This is a genomic window from Cryobacterium sp. AP23 (assembly GCF_054075385.1).
Genome location: NZ_CM133415.1, coordinates 1,080,716 through 1,094,310 on the forward strand (window position 1 = coordinate 1,080,716; position 13,595 = coordinate 1,094,310).

The 13,595-nt window shown below is 63.1% G+C and carries 14 protein-coding genes and 1 pseudogene; 8 read left to right on the forward strand and 7 right to left on the reverse strand.

What is annotated here, in order from left to right; all coding sequences use genetic code 11:
* Positions 1-18: 18 nt before the first annotated feature.
* On the reverse strand, positions 19-1,581 hold the full coding sequence (locus tag ACU5E9_RS05090) for a DUF1254 domain-containing protein (RefSeq protein WP_456812534.1): 1,563 nt from the start codon (positions 1,579-1,581) through the stop codon (positions 19-21).
* 219 nt (positions 1,582-1,800) lie between these two features.
* Between ACU5E9_RS05090 and ACU5E9_RS05095 the strand changes: the two genes are divergently transcribed.
* The 6 genes from ACU5E9_RS05095 to ACU5E9_RS05120 all read left to right on the forward strand — a co-directional run bounded on the left by ACU5E9_RS05095 (position 1,801) and on the right by ACU5E9_RS05120 (position 6,626).
* Positions 1,801-3,096, forward strand: coding sequence for a cation:proton antiporter (locus ACU5E9_RS05095; protein ID WP_456812535.1), 1,296 nt, complete (start codon positions 1,801-1,803; stop codon positions 3,094-3,096).
* A gap of 29 nt (positions 3,097-3,125) precedes the next feature.
* Complete coding sequence (locus ACU5E9_RS05100) at positions 3,126-4,397, forward strand: AI-2E family transporter (RefSeq protein ID WP_456812536.1); 1,272 nt, start codon at positions 3,126-3,128, stop codon at positions 4,395-4,397.
* Positions 4,394-4,963 carry a potassium channel family protein gene (locus tag ACU5E9_RS05105; RefSeq protein WP_456812537.1) on the forward strand — a complete coding sequence of 190 codons (570 nt, stop codon included), beginning with the start codon at positions 4,394-4,396 and terminating at the stop codon, positions 4,961-4,963. The genes ACU5E9_RS05100 and ACU5E9_RS05105 overlap by 4 nt, the downstream gene beginning before the upstream one ends.
* Before the next feature lie 194 nt (positions 4,964-5,157).
* Positions 5,158-5,322 (forward strand): hypothetical protein, encoded by a 165-nt coding sequence (locus ACU5E9_RS05110; protein ID WP_456812538.1) that lies wholly within the window; start codon positions 5,158-5,160, stop codon positions 5,320-5,322.
* Positions 5,323-5,340: 18 nt separating this feature from the next.
* Complete coding sequence (locus tag ACU5E9_RS05115; protein ID WP_456812539.1) at positions 5,341-5,643, forward strand: hypothetical protein; 303 nt, start codon at positions 5,341-5,343, stop codon at positions 5,641-5,643.
* Positions 5,644-6,419: 776 nt separating this feature from the next.
* A complete protein-coding gene (locus tag ACU5E9_RS05120) occupies positions 6,420-6,626 on the forward strand; it encodes an ANTAR domain-containing protein (protein WP_456812540.1) in 207 nt (68 codons plus the stop codon).
* 123 nt (positions 6,627-6,749) lie between these two features.
* Here the strand turns inward: ACU5E9_RS05120 and ACU5E9_RS05125 are convergent, their stop codons facing one another.
* Positions 6,750-7,691, reverse strand: coding sequence for a LysR family transcriptional regulator (locus ACU5E9_RS05125; protein ID WP_456812541.1), 942 nt, complete (start codon positions 7,689-7,691; stop codon positions 6,750-6,752).
* 123 nt (positions 7,692-7,814) lie between these two features.
* Between ACU5E9_RS05125 and ACU5E9_RS05130 the strand changes: the two genes are divergently transcribed.
* Positions 7,815-8,807: a DUF1852 domain-containing protein gene (locus ACU5E9_RS05130; RefSeq protein WP_456812542.1), complete on the forward strand. Its 993-nt coding sequence runs from the start codon at positions 7,815-7,817 to the stop codon at positions 8,805-8,807.
* 20 nt (positions 8,808-8,827) lie between these two features.
* On the forward strand, positions 8,828-9,865 hold the full coding sequence (locus ACU5E9_RS05135; protein ID WP_456812543.1) for a methionine synthase: 1,038 nt from the start codon (positions 8,828-8,830) through the stop codon (positions 9,863-9,865).
* A gap of 373 nt (positions 9,866-10,238) precedes the next feature.
* Here the strand turns inward: ACU5E9_RS05135 and ACU5E9_RS05140 are convergent, their stop codons facing one another.
* From ACU5E9_RS05140 to ACU5E9_RS05160, 5 genes and pseudogenes are all read right to left on the reverse strand, one after another.
* On the reverse strand, positions 10,239-10,589 hold the full coding sequence (locus ACU5E9_RS05140) for a cyclophilin-like fold protein (protein WP_456812544.1): 351 nt from the start codon (positions 10,587-10,589) through the stop codon (positions 10,239-10,241).
* 14 nt (positions 10,590-10,603) lie between these two features.
* Positions 10,604-11,386: a carboxymuconolactone decarboxylase family protein gene (locus tag ACU5E9_RS05145; protein ID WP_456812545.1), complete on the reverse strand. Its 783-nt coding sequence runs from the start codon at positions 11,384-11,386 to the stop codon at positions 10,604-10,606.
* 35 nt (positions 11,387-11,421) lie between these two features.
* Positions 11,422-11,841, reverse strand: coding sequence for a (R)-mandelonitrile lyase (locus ACU5E9_RS05150; protein WP_456812546.1), 420 nt, complete (start codon positions 11,839-11,841; stop codon positions 11,422-11,424).
* Between the two features lie 59 nt (positions 11,842-11,900).
* Positions 11,901-12,941, reverse strand: a pseudogene (locus tag ACU5E9_RS05155) (zinc-binding dehydrogenase).
* 50 nt (positions 12,942-12,991) lie between these two features.
* Positions 12,992-13,537: a cyclophilin-like fold protein gene (locus ACU5E9_RS05160; RefSeq protein ID WP_456812547.1), complete on the reverse strand. Its 546-nt coding sequence runs from the start codon at positions 13,535-13,537 to the stop codon at positions 12,992-12,994.
* Between the last annotated feature and the right edge of the window lie 58 nt (positions 13,538-13,595).

Sequence of the window (13,595 nt, forward strand, 5' to 3'; positions counted from 1 at the left end):
GCCGCGTCAGCTGCACGTTCACAGGGGTTCGATCTCGCTCGGTTGCCAGGTCTTGTCGAAGAACGGCTGCAGCGGGCTGTAGAGGCGGAGAATGACGAAGTACCCCTTCGACGGGTCCGTCTGCAGCCAATTGGTGGCCTTCCCCTCGGGTGCGGTAGGACCGAAGAAGACGTCCGTCGAGCCGTCGGCGTTGGCCTGCACCGTCCCGGACTGGCTCCCGATGTCGGGCTTGGATTGGTCGGTCTTCAGCATCGAGCGGGTCTGGCGGTCGTAGACCATCACCGACCAGAACCGGCTCTGTGGGATATCCGGTGGCAAGGCCAGCCGGTAGTTTCGTCTGCCGTCGAGGTATGCGCCGTCAGCACCGCGCATGGCCATGACGTACTGCGATCCGATTCCCGTCAGCCGCATGCACATGGCCGGGGTGACGCCCGTGTACGGATAGAACCACGCGATCCGCGAGTTCAGCTTCCGCGCCCCGTCACTTTCGCTCAGGACGACGCCGTCCGGGGTGATCTGCGGGGGCGGGTCGAGGAACTCGTATCCGCCCACCCACAGGGGATTGAACCACTGGGAGTCGGGATAGTAGGCGAACCCCTCATCCTTTCGAGGTCCCACGGACACCGTTCGGGCGGTCGCATTTCCGACCACGACGGCTTCGTCAAGCACTCTTCGCAGCCGTGCGTCAGGGGCGAATGGCTTGCCGTTCACGATCCCGACTCTGGCCAGCAGCCCGAGGGTCTCCACATCCCCCGACCCGGCCGGCTCGGTCTGAACGAGCTCGTTGATGACGTCCCAGTAGCTCGAGTCATTGGGCGGGATGGTGTTGAAGGCCAGTCCCGACCCCTCGACGAACCGGAACTCCGCAGGCGGTGACGCCTTGCCCAGGGGCGCCCTACCCGCGAGAAAGGTTCCGATGGCCGTGCCCTCGGCGCCGGGGACGTAGCCGCGGACCCGCAGTCCATCCCGCAGCACCTGGGCCGGCACGCTGGGATCGTTGTCGATCAGGAATGCGCGGAGAAAGTACAGCACCCTGTTGGTGCTCGAGTGCGAGACATGGAAACCGCTGTCAGGAAGAGGGCCGTGGTACCCGGGCCCGACGAAGAGGTAGTTGCCGCCGGCGGCGCGATCGGGACCGGGGAGACCCATGTCCGTTATCCAGCGGAACCACATGTCGTCAGCGGTGCCGAGGATCCCCGAGGGCGCAGCGAGAGCCGGTACCTCGATCACCATCGGCCCATCGCTCAGATCGAGGAATCCAACGGCGTAGATCGTGTCGCAGTTCGCAGTCAGGAACAACGACGACGAGTCCATCAGCTTGGAGAAGATGACGACACCCTTGTTGTCCTCGACACCGATCGATTGCAGTCCGCGGTGCATCGCGGTCGTCGACGCCCCAGGGAACGAATTGATGAAGGCCTCGACGCCGTGAAGGAAGTCGAGATGCTCATAGAGCAGGTCTGCTGTGGCATCCGACGGGGCGCCGTCGTCGAATTCCAGTGTGCCGAGTCGACTCTCGATGCGGTCCGGTGTCGTCAATGACGCTGGCGTGTCAGGTGAAATCTGCGTCTGTGAACTCATCACGCTCTCCTTGCTCTAGCAATTCCACTGTGGGCTGTTGGCCGGTAACCCGTCGATGGGCTCGGGCGAAACACACGGTAGATCCAGGTACACAGAATCCTCATCACGCTATGTGGGTGATCCGCCTGCTTCATTCAGATTGCGTGATGCCGCGGTCCAGACGTGGAGCTAGCGTCCTCCGCGTATATGGATCCCGCAGACATCGGAGAGGGACAGCTGATGACGCAAGCCGCATTCGCCGTTCTGATGCTCGTGATCCTGGGCTGGGCCGTGCTGTCGGATCGTCTCGCCCGCTGGAACATCACCGGTCCCCTCGTGTTCACGCTCGCCGGATTCTTCTTGGCCAACCAGGATTGGGGAACCCTGCCGGTCGATGTCGACGCGCCGTCGATCCACCTCCTGGCCGAGCTGACGCTCGCCATGCTCTTGTTCTCGGACGCCGCGCGCGTGAACATCTCCGTGCTTCGACGAGACATCCGTGTGCCGGCGCGTCTGCTGGGCATCGGACTTCCGCTCACGGTGATCCTCGGCACGCTGATGGCGGCGTGGCTGTTCAACGACTTCACCTGGGCACTCGCCGGGTTCGTCGGAGCCGCGCTGGCTCCCACCGACGCTGCGCTCAGCGCGCAGGTAATCAACGATGAGCGCATTCCGATGCGCGTGCGCCGCGCACTCAACGTGGAGAGCGGGCTGAACGACGGAATCGCAACTCCCCTCGTCGTCTTCACGATCGCGATCGCGGCGGGTGAGCTCGGGGTCGAGGGCGGTGAGGAGGCTTCCGCTATCAGGCCGCTACTCGAACTGATCGTGGGAATCGTCATCGGTCTCGCGATCGGCTTCGGTAGCGCCAAACTCATCGCGTTCGCGTCGAGACGGAAGTGGATTCTCTCCGGTGGTCGACGCCTGGCCACGCTGGCCGCCGCGCTCGCCAGCTTCTCGCTGGCCGGGACGTTTGGCGGCAACGGCTTCATCGCGGCGTTCGTTGCGGGGATCGCGTTCGGTGCCGCGCTTCCTCGTGACGTCGCCCAGCTTGAGGAGGTGGGCGAGCTGCCGGAACTGCTGGGCGAAGTGCTCTCGCTTGCGGTGTGGTTCCTCTTCGGTGCTGCCCTGGTGCCGATCGCGGTCGAGTATCTCTCGGCATCCACGATCGTGTACGCCGTGTTGAGCCTGACCGTGATCCGGATGCTGCCCGTGACGCTGGCGCTGCCGAGAACCGGACTGGACAGGTCGACCGTGCTGTTCATGGGGTGGTTCGGGCCCCGAGGCCTCGCATCCGTCGTCTTCGCCCTCCTGGCGATCGAGGAACTCGGCGAATCGGAGGTGGTCGGTCACGCTGTCTCCGCCGTCAGCTTCACCGTCTTGCTGAGCGTGGTCGCCCACGGCATCTCGGCCGGGCCGATCGGACGCCGCTACGCCGCCGGCCACAGCGATGGCGCGTCACGTGGCGCCATAACCGGCCCACGAGCGCGGCGCCAGAGCCACCAGCCAGTAGCCCCGCCACAGCGCGGGACCTAGGCCGGGTTCGCCCGGGATCGGAGTGACTCGTGTGGTGGAACAAGAAGACAGTTGAGGCCGGTCCGGTCGCCGAGGCCGCTCCGTCGGCGGAGCAGGTTCAAGTGAATGCCGATCAGGCACGCGTGAATGCCGCCCAGGCACAGGTGAACGCGGATCAGGCCCGGGTGAAATCGGTGCTGGGAAACCACCGCAATGCGTTCATCCTGATGGGTCTGGGCGGAGCCGTCCTCGTGGGGATCGGCCTCTCCGGGCTCGCTCCCATCATCGCCCCGGTGTTCCTCGCCGTCATCCTGACAATTTGCATGCATCCGCTCAGGATCTGGCTGGAACGACACCACATCCCCCGAGGGATGGCTACCGGCGCCGTAGTCTTGGCGGCAATTCTGCTGCTGGTCGCCTTCGGCTATGCCGTGCTCGTCGCGTTCGGCGAGTTCAGCGCGCTGCTCCCGCAATTCGCGGATCAGATCACCGGGTTCGGCCAGGACGTGGTCGCGTGGCTGAACTCCATCGGCATCTCCTCCAGGGAGCTCAGCGCCGTCGCCTCCGAGTTCGACCCGGCGAAGCTGGCCGACTTCGTGAGTGGCCTGATCGGAGGGCTTGCCGGGATCAGCTCCGCCCTGATCATCCTCCTGACGGTCGCGCTGCTGATGGGGATGGACGCCGGGTACATTCCCGCGGTGCTGGCCCAGACCAACACGACCCATCCGGTCGTGGTCACCGCCCTCTCCGCCTATGCCGCCAATGTGCGTCGTTACATGGTCTGGACGACACTGCTGGGACTGCTGCAAGGGGCCATCGATTTCGTCGCTCTCATCCTGATCGGTGTTCCCGGAGCATTCACGTGGGGCTTATTGGCGTTTCTGTGCAGCTTCATTCCGAATGTCGGCTACTTCCTCGCACTCGTCCCCCCGATCGTCTTCGGTGCGCTCGTCGGCGGATGGCCAACAGTGATCGCGGTGATCGTCGTCTACGCAATCATCAACGCGATCGTGCAATCGGTCATCCAACCACGGGTGATCGGCAACGCCGTCTCGCTCAGCCAGACCATCACCTTTTTCTCCGTGCTGTTCTGGGCGGCCATCCTCGGCCCGATCGGCGCCATCCTGGCGATCCCGCTCACGCTTCTCGTGCGTTTGATGCTCGTCGATACGAACCCTCCCGCCGGCTGGGTGCGCCCGTTGCTCGGTGACCTCTCCGGGACGAAGAATCTGATCGCCGAGGAGGACGCCGAGATAACGGGGAGCCAGAAGACACCTCCGGCAGGCGCGCCGCCACCGCCGACCGAGACCGTGCAACCATGACCGACGCCGACCCGGCTGCGCTGTCGCCGGCCAAACGCCGCCGCCTCATCGCGCGGGGCCTGCTGCGGGCCCTGGTCTCCACCACTGTTCTGGTTGCCCTGTACTTCGTGCTGCCCCTGGCCGTCATCGCCGCGATCCCCCTGGTGGTCTGGTGGGTTGTGGCGCTTCTTGTTCTCGTGGGGGTCTCAGCCTGGCAATTGCGGGCCATCACCCGGTCTGCGCACCCGACAGTGCGCGCGATCGTGGCACTTGCGGTCACCGCACCGCTGTACCTGCTGCTTTTCGCGACCACGTACGTTCTGATGTCGAACGCTGATTCGGAGACGTTCACCTCGGGTGCGCTGACTCGGCTGGACGCCCTGTACTTCACCGTCACGGTCTTCGCCACGGTCGGTTTCGGCGATATCTCGCCCGCGTCTCAGGACGCGCGACTGGTCGTCATGATCCAGATGATTCTGAACCTTCTGGTGCTGGGCGCCGGAATCAAGGTGTTCGTCGGCGCCGTGCAACGGCGCCGGAGGGACCAGCAGGCAGGTGCGAACGTCGCCGCGGATGGTGACGACTAATCAAGATCACAGCCGGGTGATTCACCCCATTCACGTGACGCGTCGTCGACCACGCCGTCGTCCAATAACGGTGACGACGATGCGGAGGATGACATGGCCTCGACCCACACAGACCCGTTCGCGTCGCCTCGCCACTGTGACATCGAAATGCTGATGAGTTGGGTGTGAAGCATGGCTACTCAGCTGCGAATGCTGTGTTCGCTGACAATCTCAGCCTCGACGATCACACCGCAGGGCTCCTGCAGCAATCGATGCCCGCGAAAGTCGACGGCGTCACGACCCGCTACGTCGTGCGCGGAACAGGCGCCATCCCGTTTCTCGAGTTCGTTCTCGAGGCGGCGCTCTGGTGCGCTCTGTAGTGGGTCGCGTCGTGGGTGGTGATCAATCGCATCGTCACCCTGCGCGCCCTCCTGCCGGGTTCCCTACTCGCCGGACTCGGGTTTGCCGTGGCCGCGGCGCTGGGTCGCGCGTATCTGCCAGCCGTTCTTGCTTCCTCCGCCGATCAATTCGGTGTTCTGGGGCCGGCGTTCTCGTACGTCGGGTGGCTTTTCGTCCTCATGTCAGTTCTCCTTGCAGCAGTGACCATCGGCCGCGTCATCCACCTCACAGCGACCGGGAACCAATGGAGTCAATCCGGTGACACCGTTGATGCCCGTGCGGCGACGACCGGCCGAAACTGATCCAGGCTCCCGATGCGGCGAGATCTATCGAGCGGGCATGAGTACTGCCGGCTGTCGGCGAGAGGCCACGTCCTCACCTCTGACTCCGCAGCCCTCGTTCGAGTGTGTGACAGCGACTCACGCGGGGTTCTCGCCCAAAGTAAACGGTACAGCCAAGCTCAGCAATAGCTCGGAGCACGCAACCCTGAGCCGTTGGCAGGCCGCAGCACACGAAAGCCAAGGACTATGAAGCCGGGCCATGCGCTCGCACGTTGCCGAAGACTCGTCACAAACCTCGATGCATGCATCCAATATCGCTATCGCCGCTAATCGGTGACGGTCAGTGGTCCAGGACAGCACTTTAACGGCCACGTTTCCAATTTCGACGCAGTCCAGGTTGGCCAGGAAACAGGCGGTAATCTCGCCGTCGCCTTTGATGTCCAGGCACCTGTCGGCACACTGTTCGCTTACATCGACAAGAGCGAAACATGCTTCCTCGCAGGTCCGAATCTGTTGACGGACCAGAGCACCTCGAACATCAAAGTCCAACACGGAACCAACATATTCCCGAACCCATGGCCACGGTAGCCCGCCAATCATGTAGCTCGTTCACATTTCCACCGGACCTGTCGCAGGACTGGCGAGTGCGGGATTTCGTCTGGGACGATGTTCAGGAGGGCACCGGCCGGAATACAGGTCAAATGGCATCGTTGAAATTCTTGACCCGTTCCGGGTTCGAGGTCGAGAATAGGCCCGGGCCTCGCCATCGAAAAATGAGGCAGAAAGCCAGGCGCGCTGTGACCATTGACAGCCAGCAAGAGATCAGGCAATCAGGAAGTTGGTACCATCCGCAAGTGCATCAGGCGACCGGGGTGATCGTCGCTCAGACCGACGTAAATCCTGACGAAGCGCTCAATCGTCTCGTAAGGCATGCTGAGTCTTCGGGGCTTACAGTTGATGCCGTGGCAGCCGCCGTCATCGCTCGGGAGATCACCTTCACCTAAGGTTCTCGGTTGGTGAAGTCAAGGAGAGTCGCGCATGCGACGAGTACGAACTCACCGCAATGCTCTTGTCCCACACACTTCGCCACCCATCCGCGGGTCAACCAGCGTGCCTGGGCAGTACAGCTAGCCGAGCAGCGCCACGCCAAAGCCGGCGACGACAGCCCGAACTTCAGCGAGATACCGCTGCGCCTGCTCGGTGAGGGGGATCGCTGAATGGCCGATCCAGCCGATCTCGATGCGTTCCTCAACGTCGAGCGGTACGGAGACAATCTCCGGGTCGAGGTCGTCGCTGATGATGCCCGTCGAGATCGTGTAGCCGTCGAGCCCGATCATGAGGTTGAAGATTGTCGCCCGGTCGGAGACCCGGATCTCCCGCTTGCTCGACAAGGTGGAAAGGATTTCCTCGGCGAGGTAGAACGAGTTGTTCGCCCCCTGGTCAAAGGTGAGCCGCGGCAGGTTGGCGAGATCAGCGAGGGTCACGCGATCGCGAGAGGCGAGTGGGTTCTTCCGGGAGATGAAGATGTGCGGCTCGGCGAGGAAGAGCGGGCGGAATGCGAGTCCGGAGTCTCGGAGCAGTTTGTCGATGACGTTCCGGTTGAAGTCGTTCCGGTAGAGGATGCCCAGCTCGCTGCGGAGCGTCCGGACATCCTCGATGATGTCCCAGGTGCGGGTCTCACGCAGCGAGAACTCGTATTCGGCCGCCTCGGTGCCCTTGACCATCCGGACGAACGCGTCGACCGCGAACGAATAATGCTGCGTCGACACCCCGAGCAGGCGTCGCGACGGCGGTCGACCGAGGTAGCGCTGCTCGAGGAGCGCTACCTGCTCGACGACCTGCCTGGCGTACCCGAGGAACTCCGCGCCGTCGGTGGTGAGGGTGATCCCGCGCGCGGAGCGGACGAGGAGGGCGCGGCCCACCCGGGTCTCGAGGTCTTTCATCGCCACAGACATAGTCGGCTGGGCGACATAGAGCATGTCGGCGGCCGCGGTGATCGACCCCTCCGCGGCGACCTCGATGAAGTAATGGAGCTGCTGCAGCGTAACGCCGCTCGACTTCTGAGCCATAGGGAAAGTCTATAGAGAATCATAGTGGAGTCGGATTACCTATGTCCGTAAGGGAACCTGCACGATGGATGCACTGACTTCCACAAGGCCGGCCCGGCCGATCAGCTACCGGATTGGCCGCTCATGGCGAACGAGTTCACGTTCAGCATCACCACCACCCGCTTCGACGAGGACTACGCACCGTCGACCAGTTCCCGAGCCACCACGAACTTTGCCAATCTGGCCCGAGGCGAGCACCGTCAGCAGAACCTCCGCAGCGCGCTGACAATGATCGACCGCCGGTTCAACGACCTCGCGCATTGGGACAACCCGAGACGGGACCGCTATACCGTCGAGCTCGACATCGTCTCCGTCGAGTTGCACTTCACCGCGGAAGGAGAGAACCAGCACTTCCCGCTGCTCGAGATCCTCGACATCCAGATCGTCGACCTGACGACCGGCGAACGTCGCCATGGGATCGTGGGGAACAACTTCTCGTCCTATGTCCGCGATTTCGACTTCAGCGTGCTGCTGCCGGCGGTCAACAAAGACGCGATGAAATTCACCGTCCCCGACGACTTCGGCACTCTGCACGGCCTGCTATTCCAACATTTCCTCGACTCCGCCGCGTACCAGGAACGCTTCCCGACGCCGCCCGTGATCTGCATCAGCGTGTCGACGAGCAAGACGTACCGTCGGACCGAGAACAGCCACCCGATCCTCGGCGTCGAGTATCAGCAGGACGAGTTCTCGCTCACCGACGAATACTTCGGACGGATGGGACTGCAGGTCCGATACTTCATGCCACGCGGGGGCGTGGCGCCGCTCGCGTTCTATTTTCGCGGCGATTTGCTCAGCGACTATTCCAACCTGCAACTCATCGGCACAATCAGCACGATGGAGACGTTCCAGAAGATCTATCGACCAGAGATCTACAACGCGAACTCGGCCGCCGCGAGCATCTACCGACCGAGCCTGGAGCAGCAGGACTACTCGCGCACGCAAATCGCCTACGATCGCGACGAGCGCAACCAGCTCGCAATCACGCAGGGGAAGTACACCGAGGAACACTTCGTGAAGCCGCACAGGGACGTGCTGAAGCACTGGGCCGCCCACTACCCCACGCCCGTTCGTTGACCGGCAGGGAATCGTCGATCATGCACACTCTCTTACCTACCTCCATCGTCGGCAGCCTGCCGAAGCCGTCCTGGCTCGCCGAGCCCGAAACCCTCTGGTCTCCGTGGACACTGCAGGGTGATGCGTTGATCGAGGGCAAACAGGATGCACTGCGCATCGCAGTCCAGGAACAGCGCCAACACGGGATCGACATCGTCAGCGACGGGGAGCAGACCCGCCAGCACTTCGTCACGACATTCATCGAGCATCTCACCGGGGTCGATTTCGAGCAGCGCGAGACGGTTCGAATCCGCAATCGATATGACGCGAGCGTGCCGACCGTCGTTGGTGCCGTGAGCCGCGAGAAACCCGTGTTCGTCGAGGACGCGAAGTTCCTCCGCCGGCAGACCGATCAGCCGATCAAATGGGCGCTCCCGGGCCCCATGACGATGATCGACACACTCTACGACCGCCACTACAAGAGCCGAGAGAAGTTGGCGTGGGAGTTCGCGACGATCCTCAATCAGGAGGCGAAAGAACTCGAGGCGGCGGGGATCGATATCATCCAGTTCGACGAGCCCGCATTCAACGTCTTCCACGATGAGGTGCAGGACTGGGGAATAGCAGCGCTGGAAAGGGCGGCAGAAGGACTGCGTGCGGAAACAGCCGTGCACATCTGCTACGGCTACGGCATCAAGGCCAACACCGACTGGAAGGCGACCCTCGGGCCGGAATGGCGGCACTACGAGAAATCGTTCCCACTCTTGCAACAATCCACCATCGACATCGTTTCGCTGGAGTGCCACCACTCCCGTGTTCCGATGGACCTCATCGAGCTCATCCGTGGCAAGAAGGTCATGCTCGGGGCCATCGACGTGGCGAGCGAGATGATTGAGACCCCGGAGGAGGTCGCCGACACCCTCCGGAACGCGCTCAGGTTCGTCGATCCGGAGAAGCTCCTCCCCAGCTCGAACTGCGGCATGGCGCCGTTCTCTAGGAACGTTGCACGAGGGAAGATGAACGCGCTGACGGCGGGTGCGGACATCATTCGCGAGGAGCTCACCGCCGCACGGCCCTGACCGCCCGCTGTCGACTGGCTGGCAGGGCGGCGACGCAGTGCCTCAGCACCACGAGGGTGGCCGCCCCGGACGTTAGAGGAATTACAGAACGCCTGTTCAGCGGCATACCTCGGCCAGGCAATGGGTTCGACCGACACGTCGCCGGTGAATCGTTCGGCGGGTGCCTTGGCGGCGGGCTGGTCGGGTTCGATCTACATGCACACAGTCCTTCTGATTCGGGCGATAGATATGACCTGGCTCGGCTCGATCTAGGGCCGCGTGATTGCGGGGGTCGGCGACAGGCACGGCCCGGAGGACTTCGCCGCGTAAATTGGCGATGAACACAGGCAGGAGACGCGTACTCTGCCGGCGAGGTGACTTGCCGCTACGGCGTTCAGGCGGCGCGAAGGGTGACGGTGAAATTTCCAGCCTGGCTTTCGATAGCGCCGGTTCGTTCGTAGGTGCCGATGGGGACGATGCCGGCGAAGTATCCGACGTGGTCGTAGTACAAGACGAGGCTCTGCTGGGGCGCGTAGTACCCGATGGTCATGGGTGCGGCGGCGCTTCCCTCCGAAGCTCCCTCGAGGCTCAGGTATTCGGGGAGCTCGGCGATCTTCTCTTGACCGCCGTAGTCCCGGAAGGTCAGGGAGAGGGGAAGCTGGGCAAGTAGCGACGTTGACGTGGCGGTATCGTTCAGAACTCCCCCGATCTCTTCACCGTCGAGCTCGAAAACGATCGGTGTCACGTTAGCCGACGGTGTCATGCCGGTGAGCCAGGCGCGGGCGCGGCGGCCTCAACTTGGGCGAGCGCGTTGAGTGTGCGGGGGTAGCCGATGTAGGCGACCAGGGCCGTGAGAACGCTGATCAAGTCGGCGCGGCTGTTGCCCACGTTGAGGTTGGCGGACACGTGGCTCTTGACTTGGCTGTCGGTACCGCCTAGCGCGGCGAGGAGAGCGAAGGTGATGAGCTCACGCTGTTTTACATCGAAGCCGGTGCGTGTGTAGTAGTCGCCGAAACAGTTCGCGGAGAGGAACTGCTGGAAATGGATGGTGTCGGGGGATGATTTGGCATAGATACCGTCAATGGTCTCTGTCCCGAAAATCTTCTTCTGTAAGGCCAGACCGGCGGTCATTCGCGTGTCAGGCGTCGTCGTCGCCTGACCCTCAAGAGGAAGTGGGACGTCTCGTTCGGTGAAAATCTCATTGGTGGCAACGATGAAGTCAATCCCTCGTGCAATTCCTACATAGGCCACGGAGTGATAGGCCAACTCCTTCACCTGGACAGGTGTGACACCGATCTCCAGCGCCGCGGCGAGAAGGAGCCGGAACTCGCGCACAGCGCCAACGGCGATCGTCGCCGCGAGTTGGTAGATGAGTCGGTCGCCGCGGTCCAGATCAACGCGCCGGAGGGTCTCTCCGAATGCGAAATCCTGGTAGAACGCGAAGAACTCGGGGTCTGTCACCACAAGCGACGTGCTGGTGGTTGCTGTAGTGGTGGGTAGAAGACGATCGAGTTCTTGCTGGGCTTCTTCGTGGAAGGTCATCGTAATCCTCTGTCTTGTCGCTGTGACGATGGGGGTCAGGATGGCGTCGAGGCTGCGGTACCCCGGTAGTCGTCGTCCGTGATGTGCTCGAGCCAGGTTGTGGTGTCTGCGGGGTCGTCGGCGTTCTCGAACATCGCTAGGTGCTCCATGAATGTGCCGACCGCTGACGCGTGCCAGTGTTCTTGGCCGGGCGGCGTATAGAGGGTCTCCCCGGGGCGCACTTCGAGGATTTCACCGTCGCGGGTGCCGAACCGGCCGATGCCGTCGGTGACTCGCAGGTACTGTCCGCGGGCGTGGGAGTGCCACGCGGTGCGGGCGCCCGGAGCGAATCGGACGAGACCGACGACCATGCGCTGGTCGTCGTCGTGCGGGACGGTGATGGGGTCGAACCAGACGTCGCCGGCGAATTGTTCCGGCGGGTTTTTGAGCGTCGGGATAGTTGGTTCGATGTTCATGGGGTTCCTTCTTCTATTTGGGCGGGGATAGGGACTGTCGTTCCGAGATGCGGCCTGTGTCACAATGCGATCATCACCTTGAGTGCTTCGCGGGTGTCCATTGCTCGGTACGCGCCAGGGACGGCGTCGAGGCTCACCGTGCGGTCGAAGACCTTGCCCGGGTTTACGGTGCCGTCGAGGATTGCCGGCATGAGTTGTTCAATGTACCCGCGGACCGGTGCCGGACCACCGGTGAGGGTGATGTTGCCGCCGAAGAGGCTGCCGAAACCGATTGGGGCGTCTTCGTACTGTGGGACGCCGACCCGACTGATGACGCCGCCGGGGCGCACGATGCGATAGGCCTGCTCGTAGGCGGGCATGTGGCCGACCGCTTCGAGCACCTTTCGGGCGCCATGACCGCCGGTGAGTTCGAGGACCTTGTTACTACCCTCTTCGCCGCGTTCGGCGACAACATGGGTGGCGCCGAATTCGATGCCGAGGTCGGTGCGAACTTTGTGCCGGCCCATCAGGATGATGCGCTCAGCGCCGAGTTGCTTGGCGGAGAGCACAGCCATCAGGCCAACCGCTCCGTCGCCGATGACCGCGACAGTGTCTCCGGGTGTGACCTCGGCGCTGGCGGCTGCATGCCATCCGGTGCCGTAAACGTCGGAGAGGGTCAGCAGTGAGGTCAGCAGCGGGGAGGTCTCCTCGACGCCCGGTACTTCAATGAGGGTGCCGTCGGCGAATGGGACCCGGATGGCTTCGGCCTGACCGCCGCCCATCCCGGGCGCGTCCCAGAACCCGCCGCGCAGACAGGACGTGTATAGGCCTTCTTGGCAGAACTCACAGGTGCCGTCGGAGTAGGCGAACGGGGCGATGACGAGATCGCCCTTCGCGAGGGTGCGAACGTTGGATCCGATCTCTTCGATGACGCCGATGAATTCGTGGCCCATCGACACGCCCTCGGGGCTGGCATCCATGCTGTGATAGGGGTGCAGATCTGATCCGCAGACTCAGGCGCGCACGATTCGTACGAGTGCGTCGGTGCTGTTTTCCAGGATCGGGTCGGGGACGTCGATGATGCGGACGTCGCCGGCGCCGAACATGTAAGTGGCCTTCATGAGATCTCCAGAATGTGATGGTTGAGCGGGTAGGCGGATCTGGCCGGGAGTCAGTTCGCCTGGCGGATGGTGACCGAGAATTCTGCGGTCTGGTTCTCGATGGCGTCGGTATCTTCATACGAGCCGATGGGGATGATGCCCGGGAATGAGGCGACGTAGTCGTAATACAGGATGAGCCTCTGTTCGGGGGCGTAATAGCCGATCGTCAACGGCTCGGCGTCACTTTCCGCAGGAGCGACTGTGACGTCGAGGGCGGCGGGGAGTTCGGCCATTTTCTCGTGGCCACCGTAGTCGCGGAAGCTCAGGGTGAGGGGCAGTTGAGCGATCAGGGACGCGGCTGTGATGCTGTCGTCCAGTTCTCCCGCTATGCCCTGATCGCCGACCTTGATGACGATCCCTGTGGCCGCCTTTGACGGCGCGGCGATGTCGGTGCGAGTGGTCGACGGCGTGACGGCGGTGTCCGGAGCCGGAGTCGCTGGAGGGGCGACGGCCGGGGTCGTCGGTCTGTTCTCGCGAGCACTGCCGGCGCAGCTGGATAGGGCGAGCCCGATCACGGCTGCTGGCACCAGCACACCGGCCTGGATGCTTCTCCTCATGAAATGAACCCTTCCCTGATGGTGATGTGGGTAGCGAGATGGCGTGGCTCGCCAGTTT